Genomic DNA, 13,627 nt, shown 5'->3' with positions numbered 1-13,627 from the left:
AAAACCTCCCTTATAGCCTTGCGTTTAGTGCAAACATGAGGCTTTTTTTCTTTTAAGAAGACAAGAAATCTTTTGGGAAAGGGTTGGCACAGAGTGTGGAATAATTATTTATTAATCCTACTTTTAATTATTTGTGTCATAACTAATCTTAAAGAATGAAAATAGAGGTAGCAAAAGGTGTATTTAAAATGGCCGAGTTCCGTTCTAGCGAGTCAGATGTAATTACTCCCCGAACGAAGGAAATTCCTTCTCCTCTTGGAAAGTGGTTTTCAAAAAAATGATGATAAGGTGGGTTGAATGAATGAGTCTTCTAGTGCGAATTCAAGAAAAAAATAATCAAATCAATGGGGGGGCACAAAAAACTGATTCTTCTCTTGAAAGTCCAACCCCCTCACCGATGCTCGATTTTGTGACGTTGTTTCGAGAGCAGCGACTAAAAGAAAAAAAGAAAGAACAGGTAAAGGAACGAAAGGTTGACATAAACCAAGAGCTAAAAAATAATCTTCATAAAAAAATTCTTCACGAGCTTAAGAAAAAAGATATTGGCGAAATCGTCCCCAAACTTGATGGGTTGGCAATTGAAATGATTAAAGAGAATAAAGATTTCCGCGGACAAATGGATCGGAAAAAAGTAGTTGATGAACTCATTACCGATTTACCTGGTTTTGGACCGATTAATCCGCTTCTTTTAGATGAGGATGTTTCCGAGGTCATGGTAAACGGTCCAGACCAAGTTTATTGTGAACGAAAAGGAAAGTTACTGTTAACTCCAATCCGATTTCGGGATAATGAACACGTCATAAGTGTCATTAAAAAGATCGTCTCGCCACTTGGAAGAAGAATAGATGAAGGTTCACCGATGGTGGATGCCAGGCTTCCAGATGGTTCTCGGGTAAATGCGATTATTCCACCACTTGCCCTAAATGGTCCGACGATAACGATTAGGAAAATTTCAAAGGCTCCCTTTCAGATTAAAGATATAATCAATTTAGGAACAATGACAGAGGAAATGGCCATTTTCCTCGATGCATGCGTGAAGGCAAGATTAAATATGTTTGTAAGCGGGGGTACAGGATCCGGGAAAACAACCACGCTCAATGTACTATCTAATTTTATCCCAGAAGATGAAAGAATCGTGACGATTGAGGATGCGGCTGAAATTCAGTTGGGACAGGAGCATGTTGTTTCATTAGAGTCCCGTCTGCCAAATATTGAAGGAAAAGGTGCCATCTCGATTAGAGAACTTGTTAGAACATCACTAAGAATGAGACCAGACCGGGTAATAATAGGAGAAGTCCGTGGGGAAGAGGCACTCGATATGCTTCAAGCTATGAATACAGGACACGATGGCTTGCTTGCAACCGGTCACTCCAAAAGCCCAGGAGATATGATTTCTCGGCTTGAAACCATGGTCATGTTAGCTGGTGTAGATTTACCTGTCAAAGCAATCCGGAAACAAATATCTGGTGCAATCGATGTGATTATTCAGCAGTCACGCCTAAAGGATGGGTCAAGGAAAATTGTCAGCATTACCGAAGTACAAGGAATGGAAGAAGATATAATCGTACTTCAAGACATCTTTACTTTTAAACAAGAGGGACTTAATTCAGAAGGGAAAATAATTGGCCGCCTTGTACCAACCGGTGTTAGGCCAAAGTTTTATGAGCGTCTGGAGGCCTCTGGTATTCATATTCCTGCATCAGTGTTTATCCCGCATTAATGGGAAAGTTTCTTTCTAAGTCTATTCATTGTCCTGTTAGGTCCAGCGGTTATTCAATTTTTTGAAACCTTTAAGAATGGTTAACCCCTTTGCATTTGTGTGCTAGGGGGTAATTGTGTGAATTTAATTGTTAGACTGTTCTGTTTCCTTTATTCTATAATAGTGATTAATTACATTAGGGGTGATTTAGAATGAAATTTGTAACAGTCCAACATAATAATGAACCGTTTGTCGGAATTGTAGCCTCGGATGAATCAAAAGTACTTTTATTAAATCTTGTTGAAGAAGTAATGACAGGTCAAAAAAACTTCCCTTCTTCTATGCTAGAATGTATTGCTTTAGGTGATAGCTTTACCAAACAAGTCAAAGTACTTCTTGATTGGGTGCAAAGTGGGGAAAAGTCTGATTCATTTTATATTCCGATGGAAGAGCTAACTTTACTTGCTCCTATTCCAAGGCCGAGCAAGAATGTCTTTTGTGTTGGAAAAAATTACGCTGATCACGCAATTGAAATGGGGAGTGCAGAGGATATCCCTGAGCATGTTATGGTTTTTACTAAAGCCCCAACCTCCGTTATTGGGCCTAATGAAACAATTTTAAACCATCAGACTGTGACGAATCAACTTGATTATGAAGGGGAACTAGCCGTTATTATCGGTAAAAAGGGCAGAGCAATTAAAAAAGAGGAAGCCCTCAATTATGTCTTCGGATATACCATTATAAATGATGTAACAGCACGGGATCTACAATCACGGCATAGGCAATTTTTTATTGGAAAAAGTTTAGATACCACTTGCCCGATGGGACCGTGGATTATACATAAAAGCGCTGTGGAAAATCCTAATAATTTAAATATCGAAACGAAGGTTAATGGAGAAGTAAGGCAAAGCTCTAATACAAAGAACTTTATATTTTCTGTCGAAGAGATTATTTCCGTTTTATCTGCAGGAATGACTCTAGAACCGGGAGATATAATTTCAACTGGTACTCCAGCAGGTGTTGGAAAAGGTTTTAAACCACCTAGATTTTTACAGCAAGGTGACCAAATAGAGATTTCTATAGAAAGCATTGGAACCTTGGTTAATAAAATTGAGGATAGCGCAGCAAATTAAAGAACCTAAAGTATTTAAAAAGTAACATTATCACGGTTATTACCATATCTGGTTCATTTCTTCGTGTTTTTTAATTGCCTATGGTATGATAAAATCGAAAAAATATCCATTAGGAGGAAAATAAATGATTCATGGACACGTTACAGCATGGGCTCTAGCACTAATTCTATTTATTGTTGCGCTTTTCTTACATAAAAGCGAGAAAGAAAAAGGCTTTAAAATTGTTCAAATGATTTTAAGAGTACTTTATCTAGTTATTATCGCAACAGGTGTGGGACTTCTCTCGATGGTTACCAAGATAGATGTTTGGTATATATTAAAAGCGGTTGCAGGACTTTGGGTAGTCGGATTATTTGAAATGATACTTGGCCGCGTTGCTAAAAATAGAAAAACCACTGTTTTTTGGATCCAATTTGCTGTGGCCTGGCTTCTAGTATTATATTTAGGTTTTGATAAATTGCCGATGTCTATTTTTAATGTATAGCCATTCTATTTAAAGTAAAGCAGAAAAAGGTGTGGTTGCCCACACCTTTATTTGTTATAAAATCATTTTTTCAATAATTAATCGTTTACCGGTATTTAGAGTGAATTCGAACCGGTCATTGACCTTTTCGAAATAGAAAAAATGATGCTGTACATTGCAAATTTGCTCTTGATTGTCGAACACCATAAAGTTAACTCCATCTTTTCGTTGTTGATCTGCTAAGAATGATAAATGGTTATAACAATAAATGCAATCGAAAATGGAGAAGTTTAACGAGTTCAAGGTGGTTATAAATTGGAAAAAGGCATCGTCATTTATCCCATCTAACAATCTTTCGAGAGAGTAAATTAAATGCTTCCTAATCCTCACTATATCATGGTCGCGCAGCATAATCGCATCGGTCCCGATACGGATTTTCCCAGATTCACACAATACCCCTTTTTTCCAACGATTCATTCGAAAGATTTCAATTTCCTGCTGCAAATAATCCTCTAGCATAGCAGCCTCTTCCGTCTCCTCATCGAAAAATATCCATTGATTATTAATTTGTTCAACAATTCCTTCGGTATAGGCTCTCTTTTGAATATCATATAGACTCATTCGTTGTTGTCGATTCATCGTTAACCTCCGTGGCCTGATGCTTACATTTTCCTTTTTAGACATCTTCCTATGATTTTATAACCTGATTTTTGTAAAAGTATCCGAATAAAACTCCATAACCTAAAAACTCTTGGTTCAAAGTATTTCAACATTTCAATTTATGGACAATTAACCAATTAATATGGGCTGAATACTATAGACCATGTAATAAATGTCTAGAAGTGGTTACGAAAGGAGAACAATACATGTGTGGTATATCTGGATGGATTGATTATAAGAAAATAATGCGAAAAGAAACGGATACAATTGAGAAAATGGTCCAGACGTTAGAAAAGAGAGGCCCTGATGAAACAAACATCTGGACAGATACACATGTAGGTTTTGGACATAAGCGATTAATTGTTGTCGACCCAACCGGAGGAAGGCAGCCAATGTCCAAACAAAAAAAGGGTTATCAATACACCGTTTGCTACAATGGAGAATTATATAACACGGAAGATATCCGCAAAATTCTCCTTACTAAAGGATATTCCTTTAACAGTCATTCTGATACAGAAGTACTGTTAACAGCCTATATAGAATGGGCGGAAGAATGTGTAAATTATTTAAATGGGATCTTTGCGTTTGCGATTTGGGATAGTAAACGAGATCAACTCTTTATTGGACGAGATCGTCTTGGGGTAAAGCCATTATTTTTTACAGAACATAATCAAGGAATTGTATTTGCCTCAGAAATGAAGGCAATCCTTGCCCACCCAGAAATAAGAACCGAGATCAATCAAGAGGGGCTTGCAGAGATATTTGGAGCAGGACCATCGCGGTCACCAGGTTCAGGAGTCTTTAAAGGAATGAAAGAACTGAGACCAGCTCATGCCCTAACCTTTTCAAAAAATGGTCTGAAGATTTGGCGTTATTGGAATGTAAAAAGTGAAGAACATAAAGAAAGTATCGAGGAAACGGCTGAAAAAGTCCGTTTTTTGGTCACCGATGCCGTTAAAAGACAGCTCGTTTCAGATGTACCTTTATGCACATTCTTATCAGGCGGGCTTGATTCAAGTATCATCACTGCCATTGCTGCTAACGGTTTTGCTGAGCAAAATAAAGGGCAGCTTCATACGTATTCGATTGATTATGAAGGTAATGATCACTATTTTACTGCTAATGAATTTCAACCGGACTCCGACGGAAAATTTATTCAAATGATAACAGATAGGTTTGATACCAAGCACGATAACAAGACCATATCCCAACAACAATTAGTCAATGATTTATTGGAAGCTACTCATGTCAGAGACCTTCCAGGTATGGCGGATGTCGATTCCTCGCTGCTATGGTTTTGTAAGGAGATAAAAAAGGATTTTGTTGTCAGCCTGTCTGGAGAATGTGCTGATGAAATTTTCGGCGGCTATCCGTGGTTCCATCGACAGCAAGACTTGGAGGGGCAGGGGTTTCCATGGATGCGTTCTGTTTCCCAACGGCAAAAATTGCTGAAGCCCCATTGGCAGAATAAATTAATGTTGGGTGAATATTGTCTGGAACAGTATCGCCAGGCTGTCGCTGAAACTCCTAGATTAGAAGGAGAAGGTTTAGAAGAATCAAGACGCAGAGAATTATTCTACATTAATATGATTTGGTTTATGACCACCCTGCTTGATCGAAAAGATCGAATGAGTATGGGAGCAAGTCTTGAGGTAAGAGTACCATTTGCAGATCACCGCCTTGTTGAATACGTATGGAATATCCCCTGGGAGATGAAAATGTATCGAGGCAGGGAAAAAGGAATTCTCCGTAAAGCATTTGAGGGAGTCCTCCCGGAGGAGGTTCTTTACAGGAAGAAAAGTCCATATCCTAAAACACATAACCCGGAGTACACGGTGACGATCCAAAAATGGTTGAGTACCATTTTACAAGATAAAACCTCAGCCTTACACGAATTCTTTGATAAGCAGCAGCTAGAAAAGCTTGTCGAGACTGGAGGAGATTCCTTCAAAGAGCCATGGTTTGGCCAATTAATGACAGGACCGCAATTATTGGCCTATCTTGTGCAGCTTCACACATGGTTTAAAGATTACCAAATTAATATTGTGAATTAAGATTTTGATATTAAGAAAAATATGGATGTGTTTCCAGTCAAGGTGATTAGGTTGGAATTAAAACCTGATTCGATTAAAATAGGTGTAGGGAAGAGGGAATCCTCTTCCCTTTTATGAGGAGGATTGGATATCTATATGAAAAAAATGATACTCATTTTAATAACGGTTTTTATATTTTCTTCGGTGCCTGTACAGGCAAAGGTACAAAAAGAAAATAGGTTGTGGCAGGATGAATCCGTTTATTCTATCATGATTGACCGCTTCAACAATGGAAATACAAAAAATGATGCGGATGTTAATGCAAAAGATCCGAATGTATTTAACGGTGGGGACTTACAAGGAATTATTGATAAATTGGATTACATACAGGATATGGGATTCACTGCGATTCGCCTAACCCCTATCTTTGATAATGCCAAGAATGGCTATCATGGCTATTGGGTGAAAGATTTTTATAAAATTGATGAGCATTTTGGCACAATGAAGACGTTCCAAGAGTTGGTAGAAGAAGCACATAAGCGGAAGATGAAGGTAATGATCGATTTTGTCACTAATAACGTGGCAGCGAGTCATCCTTGGGTAAGTGATACCAGCAAGCAGGACTGGTTTCATGAAAAACAGGAAATCAACGATTGGAATAACCAAGCGGTGGTAGAAAATGGCTGGGTCGACGGTTTGCCTGATCTTAATCAGGACAACCCTGAAGTGAAAAAATACTTAATTGATGCTGCCAAATGGTGGATTAAGAAAACGGATATTGATGGGTATAGTTTGCCAGAGATTAATAATGTCCCAGTAGGCTTTTGGAAGGATTTTTCAAAAGAGGTTAAGAAAGAGAAGAAAGACTTTTTCTTAATCGGTATTATGTCAAAAAATACTTCCACCTCCTTGAAGGAATATCAACTATCAGGAATAGACAGCCTGTTTGATTCCTCTTACAATGACCAATTAAGAAGAACGCTGGCAACAACGGATCAATCTTTCAGCACACTTTATTCTAATACCGGAGACAGTCAGTCGTCTTTTTTAAGGCCTAATTTCATGGATGATGAATATACAGTAAGATTTACGAATGACATTGTGAAAGAGAGACAATTTCCAGGCTCACGCTGGAAAACGGCGTTAACTTATCTTTATACCACCCCTGGAATTCCTATTTTTTATTATGGGACTGAAATCGCCTTAAATGGGGGAGAAATTCCCGACAACCGTCGACAAATGAATTTCAGAACAGAGAAAGAGCTAATTGATTATATTACTAAGATAGGTGAGTTAAGAAATCAACTTCCATCATTAACAAGAGGAACGATGGAAATTCTCTATGACAAACAAGGGATGGTTGTTTATAAACGAGTCTATAAAGGTGAAACATCGGTTATTGCGATAAATAATACGAGTAAATCTCAGAAGGTAATCTTAACAGCTGAGCAATTAGCTGCAGACAAAGAGCTTCGGGGCTTACTTGGCGGGGATATTGTCCGCAGCAGGGATAATCAGTACATCCTCATTCTCGACCGGGATATTTCAGAAATTTATGTTCTAACGGAGAAAAGTGGAATTAACTACACCCTTATCGGCTCGTTAATCTTAGTGAACATCTTGGTGTTTATCTTTCTTTTCTTACTTCTCAAAAGAAGAAAAAATAAAAAAATAGAATAATACAAATCGGCGGAGGGACCCGCCGATTTCGTTATTTTTATCCATTAACAATTGTTCCACCATTGACGTGAATCATTTGGCCGCTGATGTAGGAGGAGTCCTCGGACGCAAGGAAAACATAGCTGGGTGCTAGTTCATAAGGCTGTCCAGCTCTGCCCATCGTCGTATTTGACCCGAAAGTTGCAACTTTATCGGCTGTAAACGTGGATGGGATAAGTGGCGTCCAGATCGGTCCTGGTGCTACCCCATTAACGCGGATTCCCTGTGGTGCCAGGGATTTTGCTAATGAACGGGTAAAGGATACTATTGCCCCTTTTGATGCAGAGTAATCCAATAATTGTTCATTACCTTCGTAGGCAGTTATCGAAGCAGTATTAATAATCGATGCACCCTGCTTCAAATAGGGAAGTGCCATTTTCGTCATATAAAAAAAGGAAAAAATATTGGTCCTGAATGTGTTTTCGAGCTGGGCAGATGTTATATTCAGCAGGCTTTGCTGGGGATGCTGCTCCGCCGCATTGTTCACTAGAATATCAAGCTTACCAAATTCATCAATTGTTTTAATCACAATCTGTTTACAAAAATCTTCATCGCCAATGTTGCCGGAATAAACGAGGCATCTTCTCCCCTCCGCTTCAATTAGCTGCTTTGTTTCTTCGGCATCTTGATGTTCTTCTAAGTACACAATCGCAACATCTGCGCCTTCTTTGGCGAAATATATAGCCACAGATTTACCAATTCCACTATCGCCTCCGGTAATAATCGCGGTTTTGCCTGATAGTTTTCCTCCAGGTTTATAATTTGGCTCAACAGAAATTGGGCGGGGATTCATTTTACCTTCAATCCCAGGTTGCTTGTCCTGGTGTTGAGGTGGAAAGGTTATTTTTTTTTGATTTGTAGTATTGCTCATTCACTAATACCTCCACGAATAGATTCAATTGTTAGTGTTTGATATATGAGCCAAATTATGAAGACAATAATAAAAGGCGATAAGGAGTTATTTACTCCCTATCGCCTTAATTTTCATTTTCAACGGTAATTGAGAAATTGAACATCTACAGTTAAGTCGGCTTCTCGGACCAAGGAAATAATTTTTTGCAAATCATCGCGGTTTTTACCGCTAACGCGTACTTGATCGTCCTGTACCTGACTTTTAACCTTTACACCGCTGTTTTTAATGATGGTATTAATCTTTTTGGCATTTTCTTTATCAATACCTTGGACTAGTTTGGCTTTTTGGCGAACAGTACCGCCGGAAGCTTTTTCGATTTTCCCGTAATCAAGATTTCTAACCGGAATGCCTCGTTTTATCATTTTACTAAATAATACATCCTTAAGCTGGTCCATTTTATATTCATCATCTGAAATAAGGACAAGCTCTTCTTTATCAAGCGAGACTTCACTTTTACTACCTTTAAAATCGTAGCGCGTTCCAATTTCTTTCATTGTTTGTGTAATAGCATTTGTAACCTCAGAAAAATCCACTTTGGATACAATATCAAATGAGCTATCTTTAGACATAACCAATCCTCCATTAATTTTAGATATGTAGAAACATTACTTGCTAAAGTTTCCCTTTATGGCTACATTATAGTAAAATATAGCAGTTCAAACAAGATTCAGAAAAAATCTCCGAGAATAGGAAAGAGGAGTTTTATATGTCATTAAACGAATTAGTTGGTCAATCAACCACATTAACTGTTGCCCGAAAAGCTGCTTTTGGCTATTTTTTAACAGACGGAAATGAGGATGTTTTGCTGCATATAAATCAAGCAGGTCAAGAATTAGCAGAAGGTGATGAAGTCGAAGTTTTTTTATACGTTGATTCGCAAGGGCGAACTTCAGCTTCAACGACTATTCCAGAAATTTCTGTTGACCGCTATGCTTGGGTCAAGGTCACAGATACAAATCCGGAAATTGGTGTCTTTTTAAATATTGGACTCCCAAAAGATATTTTACTGGGTGCGGACGATCTCCCTGTACATAAATCAGTCTGGCCTAAGGTAGGGGATTTAGTCTATGTTACGCTTAGGCTGAATCGTAATTATCTTCTTTATGCAAGGCTGGGCAGTGACCAGATTATCCAATCTATTTCCGTAAAAGCAACTAGAGAAGATTTTAACAAAAATGTTCAAGGGCATATTTACCGGACAGCAAAAGTAGGTAGCTGGGTCTATACGATTGAAGGATTTAAAGGGTTCATTCATGAGTCACAAAGGCCAAAGGAGCCTCGTTTAGGTGAAATGATTGAAGGTCGGATTATTGATGTAAAGGAAGATGGAACGGTAAACATTTCTTTACTTGCAAGGAAAGAGGAATCACAAGACCAAGATGCAGAACGGATTTTTGAATATTTACTTAGCAGAAATGGAGCAATGCCATTCAGCGATAAAAGTATGCCTGAAGATATTCAAGAACGGTTTGGCTTAAGCAAAGGTGCGTTTAAGCGGGCCCTTGGAAAACTGATGAAGGAAGGCAGAGCATATCAAGAAGGCAGCTGGACTTATGTGAAAAAAGATTGATGCATTTGTTACATACTCTTTTTCGAATAGACAGACACTAATAATCGAAAGCAATTTGAAAGGGGTAAGGTAATGCCGCACACTTCTGATAATGATAAAAAAGCAAAAGATAATAATGCCATTCGACATGAAAAGAATATGATGCGTGAAAAAAATCGTCAGGCAGGGAAAAATCTATATTCTAAAAAAACAGACCATAAATAACAAAAAAAGTGAGGGGATTTCAAACCTCACTTTTTTTAAAATGAAATTTTGTTAGGGCAGTTGGTTTAAAAAGAAAATCGAGATGGTCCCGGCACCTGTATGGGACCCCACAGCTGAACCAATCGAAGAAATATAGACCTCATGCGGATGAAATCCATCTTCAATCATTGCTTTCATTTCTAATGCTAATTCTTCATTATCGGCATGGCTAATCCCAATTACTTGATTTTGCATATCTTTGCCGCGTTCGTTCATGAGTTCGATAATACGGCGCAGTAATTTCTTCTTACCTCGTATTTTTTCGATTGGAACAAGCTTCCCATCTTCCACATTTAATATTGGTTTGATATTCAATAATCCGCCCAGAAAGGCAGATGCTTTTGAGACCCGGCCACCTTTAGCTAAATAATCTAAATCCTCTACTGTAAAAAGATGCTCCATATGCTGGCTTCTAAAACGGACATCCTTAAGAATTTCTTCTTTTGAGCCATTTTCAGCAGCAAGCCTTGCTGCCGCCATGACAACTAGCCCATGTCCAAGTGAGGCACATTTCGTATCGACAATCGTTAAATTAAAATTTGGATATTTTTCCTTTACTTGGTCAAGAATCATAACAGCGGTTGAATATGTTCCTGATAATTCTGAAGAAAATGCAATGTAAATCCCATCTTCCTCTTTTTCTGCCATTTCGTTAAAGGCTTCCTCAAACGCAAGTGGAGAAGCCTGGGAAGTTTTTGGAATAATTCCATTACGGATGGCATCATATACGGTTTTTGGGTCAATTGTCTTTACGTCTTCATATTCTTCGCCGTTAATATGGACCTTTAAGGGAATTAAAGTTACATTATTTTCTTCGTAGAAACTTTTTGGTAAATCGCATGCGCTGTCAGCGAGTATTTTTACCTGCATGAAGCTCACCTGCTTTCAGTTCTTATAATAGTTTCAGTTTATCGGTTTCACCCTAAAAATACAATTATCTAATCGGATATTTTCAAGATAAAGGGGGATATACCATTGCTTTGGCTTCAAACGAAAAAATTGATTATTGTGGTCACGGGTGCCTTATTAAATGCGCTAGCGATGAATTTATTTCTAATTCCCGCGAATGTTTATTCTAGCGGTTTTACAGGGATTGCTCAATTAGTTTCAAAGATCTTAAGTGATAATACAGCAATTCATGTATCGATGGGCTTTTTATTACTCGTACTTAATATTCCAGTAGCTTTTCTTGGGTGGAAAAAAGTTGGGAAATCCTTTACGATTTATAGTTTCTTATCTGTCGTCCTGTCATCTATATTCTTATCAATGATTCCAATTAAACAATTATCACATGATATTTTATTAAATGCCGTATTCGGCGGAGTTATTTTAGCAGTCGGTGTAGGGATTACGTTAAAATGGGGCGCTTCGACAGGAGGGGTCGATATCATTGCCATGGTTTTATCAAGAATGAAGGACAAACCGGTTGGTCCGTATATGTTTGTCTTAAATGGTATTATTATTATGACAGCAGGTGTCCTCTATGGCTGGGAAAAAGCTCTTTATACACTTGTTGTCTTATACACTTCGACTAGAGTAATTGACGCCATCCATACTAGGCATGCGAAACTTACGGCGTTAATTATTACGAAAAAAGCGGATGAACTAAAAAAAGCAATTCATGCTTCCCTTGTTAGAGGGATCACAATGATTCCCGCAAAAGGAGCATTTTCCAATGAAACAAGGGATATGCTGATGATTGTAATCACCCGATATGAGCTTTATGATTTAGAAAGAATTATTAAAGAAGTAGATCCAAATGCTTTCACAAATATAATACAGACAACAGGGGTTTACGGGTTTTTTCGAAGAGATTAAGGAAAATAAGCTCAATCTTCTTACTATGAAAAAGTTTATCGGATTCGAAATGAAAATTGGAAGTGCCTCATTAGGCACCTCCAATTTTCTTTAAATCTATTGAATCTGATCAAGCTCTTGTTGCATTTGTCGGAGCTGGGCTTGCTCTGTCACTGTCGTGTTGGCATAAGCAGAACTAAGTGCATTCTTTGCCTTTTCAACAGCAGAATCAACCTCAGCTGGGTTTGCGGATTTCGCCATCTCAACAAATCTTCGTGCTTCCTGGAACAATTGGTTTCCCATGTTAAATTCCTCCAAGCGAGGATTCTTGCACATTTGCCATTTTCTGAGCTTCCGCTTCAGCATAGGTCATGTGATAAGGAATACGTTCAGCATGCTTGTTAACGGTATCCTTTCCTTGTTGGACAAAGCGTTTTGATTTGTTTGATTTACCCATTCGAATCCCTCCAATATGCTCAAGCTCGTATTGAAACAGCAGCGCTGCTTCAAAAATTAGTATGCACCAAAGGGGGTATGTTCATTTATGAAAACCTTGGCTTACTGGGACTAAAATTTTATATTTAACAATTCTGCCAAATATTCACCGACGCCATCTTCTTCGTTGCTTAAGGTAACATCATTGGCGATATTTTTCACCTGATCAATCGCATTTCCCATTGCAATCCCATGACCAGCATATTCGAGCATTTCCAAATCATTATCTTCATCACCAAATGCCACAATTCTTTCAGTAGGAATTCCAAAATAATCAGCTGCCTTTTTCAGACCCACTGCTTTGTTTAAACCTACCTTAATGATTTCGATTACATGCCACGGAGCTGCCCAGCTGCGTTGTTCAATCACTTCTGCATGCACGACAGATAAATGATCACGGATTTTTTGAAGCTGATCTTCCTCTGTATGGATTAGCATACTTGTGGGTGAGTCATGTAAGAAATTTAGTAAATCCCCCGTCGTAATTTTGGGGTTGCCAAAGCTAAAAATATCTAAAAGCTTTTCATCGTGATAATGAATATAAACATCGTCAATCACTTCAGCAATAATATTATGGAACTGAAAGCTTCTGCAGGCCTCCACAATATCTTTTGCTACTTTTACATCAAGAGGCTCATGATAGTATCCCCAGTTAGGGTTTCGTGGATGGTGCATAAACGCCCCATTAAAATTGACAATAGGCGTGTCCAATTCCAGCTCTCGATAATACATTTCACTAGAACGATAAGGCCTTCCAGTGGCAATCATAACGATATGACCGTCTGCTTTTGCTCTTTGTATGATTTCTTTTGTTTTTGAGGAAATTGTTTTATCATCCTTTAATAATGTTCCATCAAGATCTAAAGCGATTAAGTGTCTTTCAGTCATGTGGGTGATCCCTT

Annotated in this window: 15 protein-coding genes; 8 read left to right on the top strand and 7 right to left on the bottom strand. The window is 38.2% G+C overall.

The features are described from left to right. Positions 1-301: 301 nt before the first annotated feature. The 3 genes from M5A78_RS03310 to M5A78_RS03300 all read left to right on the top strand — a co-directional run bounded on the left by M5A78_RS03310 (position 302) and on the right by M5A78_RS03300 (position 3,316). Entirely contained in the window at positions 302-1,720 is a 1,419-nt protein-coding gene (locus M5A78_RS03310) for a CpaF family protein (protein ID WP_248733865.1), read from the top strand. Positions 1,721-1,911: 191 nt separating this feature from the next. Beyond that, positions 1,912-2,832, top strand: coding sequence for a fumarylacetoacetate hydrolase family protein (locus tag M5A78_RS03305; protein WP_248733864.1), 921 nt, complete (start codon positions 1,912-1,914; stop codon positions 2,830-2,832). Between the two features lie 124 nt (positions 2,833-2,956). Further along, the gene (locus tag M5A78_RS03300) at positions 2,957-3,316 is read left to right on the top strand and encodes a YisL family protein (protein WP_248733863.1); all 360 of its coding nucleotides are present in this window, start codon (positions 2,957-2,959) and stop codon (positions 3,314-3,316) included. Positions 3,317-3,370: 54 nt separating this feature from the next. Here the strand turns inward: M5A78_RS03300 and M5A78_RS03295 are convergent, their stop codons facing one another. After that, positions 3,371-3,934 carry a DUF2777 domain-containing protein gene (locus tag M5A78_RS03295; protein ID WP_248733862.1) on the bottom strand — a complete coding sequence of 188 codons (564 nt, stop codon included), beginning with the start codon at positions 3,932-3,934 and terminating at the stop codon, positions 3,371-3,373. Positions 3,935-4,161: 227 nt separating this feature from the next. On the opposite strand from M5A78_RS03295, the gene asnB reads away from it, so the two are divergent. Both asnB and M5A78_RS03285 read left to right on the top strand, forming a co-directional pair. Beyond that, on the top strand, positions 4,162-6,009 hold the full coding sequence (gene asnB, locus M5A78_RS03290; RefSeq protein ID WP_248733861.1) for an asparagine synthase (glutamine-hydrolyzing): 1,848 nt from the start codon (positions 4,162-4,164) through the stop codon (positions 6,007-6,009). Positions 6,010-6,144: 135 nt separating this feature from the next. After that, on the top strand, positions 6,145-7,668 hold the full coding sequence (locus tag M5A78_RS03285; protein WP_248733860.1) for an alpha-amylase family glycosyl hydrolase: 1,524 nt from the start codon (positions 6,145-6,147) through the stop codon (positions 7,666-7,668). 37 nt (positions 7,669-7,705) lie between these two features. Here the strand turns inward: M5A78_RS03285 and M5A78_RS03280 are convergent, their stop codons facing one another. Together M5A78_RS03280 and M5A78_RS03275 are read right to left on the bottom strand one after the other, a co-directional pair. Next, positions 7,706-8,578 (bottom strand): SDR family oxidoreductase, encoded by an 873-nt coding sequence (locus M5A78_RS03280; RefSeq protein WP_248733859.1) that lies wholly within the window; start codon positions 8,576-8,578, stop codon positions 7,706-7,708. Between the two features lie 119 nt (positions 8,579-8,697). Then, on the bottom strand, positions 8,698-9,189 hold the full coding sequence (locus M5A78_RS03275) for a YajQ family cyclic di-GMP-binding protein (protein ID WP_248733858.1): 492 nt from the start codon (positions 9,187-9,189) through the stop codon (positions 8,698-8,700). Positions 9,190-9,326: 137 nt separating this feature from the next. Here M5A78_RS03275 and M5A78_RS03270 point away from each other — a divergent pair, with 137 nt between their 5' ends. Both M5A78_RS03270 and M5A78_RS03265 read left to right on the top strand, forming a co-directional pair. Then, the gene (locus M5A78_RS03270) at positions 9,327-10,190 is read left to right on the top strand and encodes a CvfB family protein (protein WP_248733857.1); all 864 of its coding nucleotides are present in this window, start codon (positions 9,327-9,329) and stop codon (positions 10,188-10,190) included. Between the two features lie 72 nt (positions 10,191-10,262). Next, a complete protein-coding gene (locus M5A78_RS03265; RefSeq protein WP_248733856.1) occupies positions 10,263-10,394 on the top strand; it encodes a DUF3941 domain-containing protein in 132 nt (43 codons plus the stop codon). A gap of 51 nt (positions 10,395-10,445) precedes the next feature. Here M5A78_RS03265 and M5A78_RS03260 read toward each other — a convergent pair whose 3' ends face one another. Then, positions 10,446-11,303 (bottom strand): DegV family protein, encoded by an 858-nt coding sequence (locus M5A78_RS03260; RefSeq protein WP_248733855.1) that lies wholly within the window; start codon positions 11,301-11,303, stop codon positions 10,446-10,448. A gap of 105 nt (positions 11,304-11,408) precedes the next feature. Between M5A78_RS03260 and M5A78_RS03255 the strand changes: the two genes are divergently transcribed. Next, positions 11,409-12,251 carry a YitT family protein gene (locus tag M5A78_RS03255; protein ID WP_248733854.1) on the top strand — a complete coding sequence of 281 codons (843 nt, stop codon included), beginning with the start codon at positions 11,409-11,411 and terminating at the stop codon, positions 12,249-12,251. 96 nt (positions 12,252-12,347) lie between these two features. On the opposite strand, the gene M5A78_RS03250 is transcribed toward M5A78_RS03255, so the two are convergent. From M5A78_RS03250 to M5A78_RS03240, 3 genes are all read right to left on the bottom strand, one after another. Then, positions 12,348-12,533, bottom strand: a complete 186-nt coding sequence (locus M5A78_RS03250) for a DUF3813 domain-containing protein (protein ID WP_248733853.1) — start codon at positions 12,531-12,533, stop codon at positions 12,348-12,350. Between the two features lies 1 nt (position 12,534). Then, the gene (locus tag M5A78_RS03245) at positions 12,535-12,687 is read right to left on the bottom strand and encodes a hypothetical protein (protein WP_248733852.1); all 153 of its coding nucleotides are present in this window, start codon (positions 12,685-12,687) and stop codon (positions 12,535-12,537) included. Positions 12,688-12,797: 110 nt separating this feature from the next. Next, positions 12,798-13,613 carry a Cof-type HAD-IIB family hydrolase gene (locus M5A78_RS03240; RefSeq protein WP_248733851.1) on the bottom strand — a complete coding sequence of 272 codons (816 nt, stop codon included), beginning with the start codon at positions 13,611-13,613 and terminating at the stop codon, positions 12,798-12,800. Between the last annotated feature and the right edge of the window lie 14 nt (positions 13,614-13,627).

Source organism: Neobacillus rhizosphaerae, assembly GCF_937468385.1.
Classification (GTDB): domain Bacteria; phylum Bacillota; class Bacilli; order Bacillales; family Cytobacillaceae; genus Neobacillus; species Neobacillus rhizosphaerae.
The sequence above is the reverse complement of the archived record's forward strand: the minus strand, read 5'-3'. Positions and strand labels throughout refer to the sequence as shown.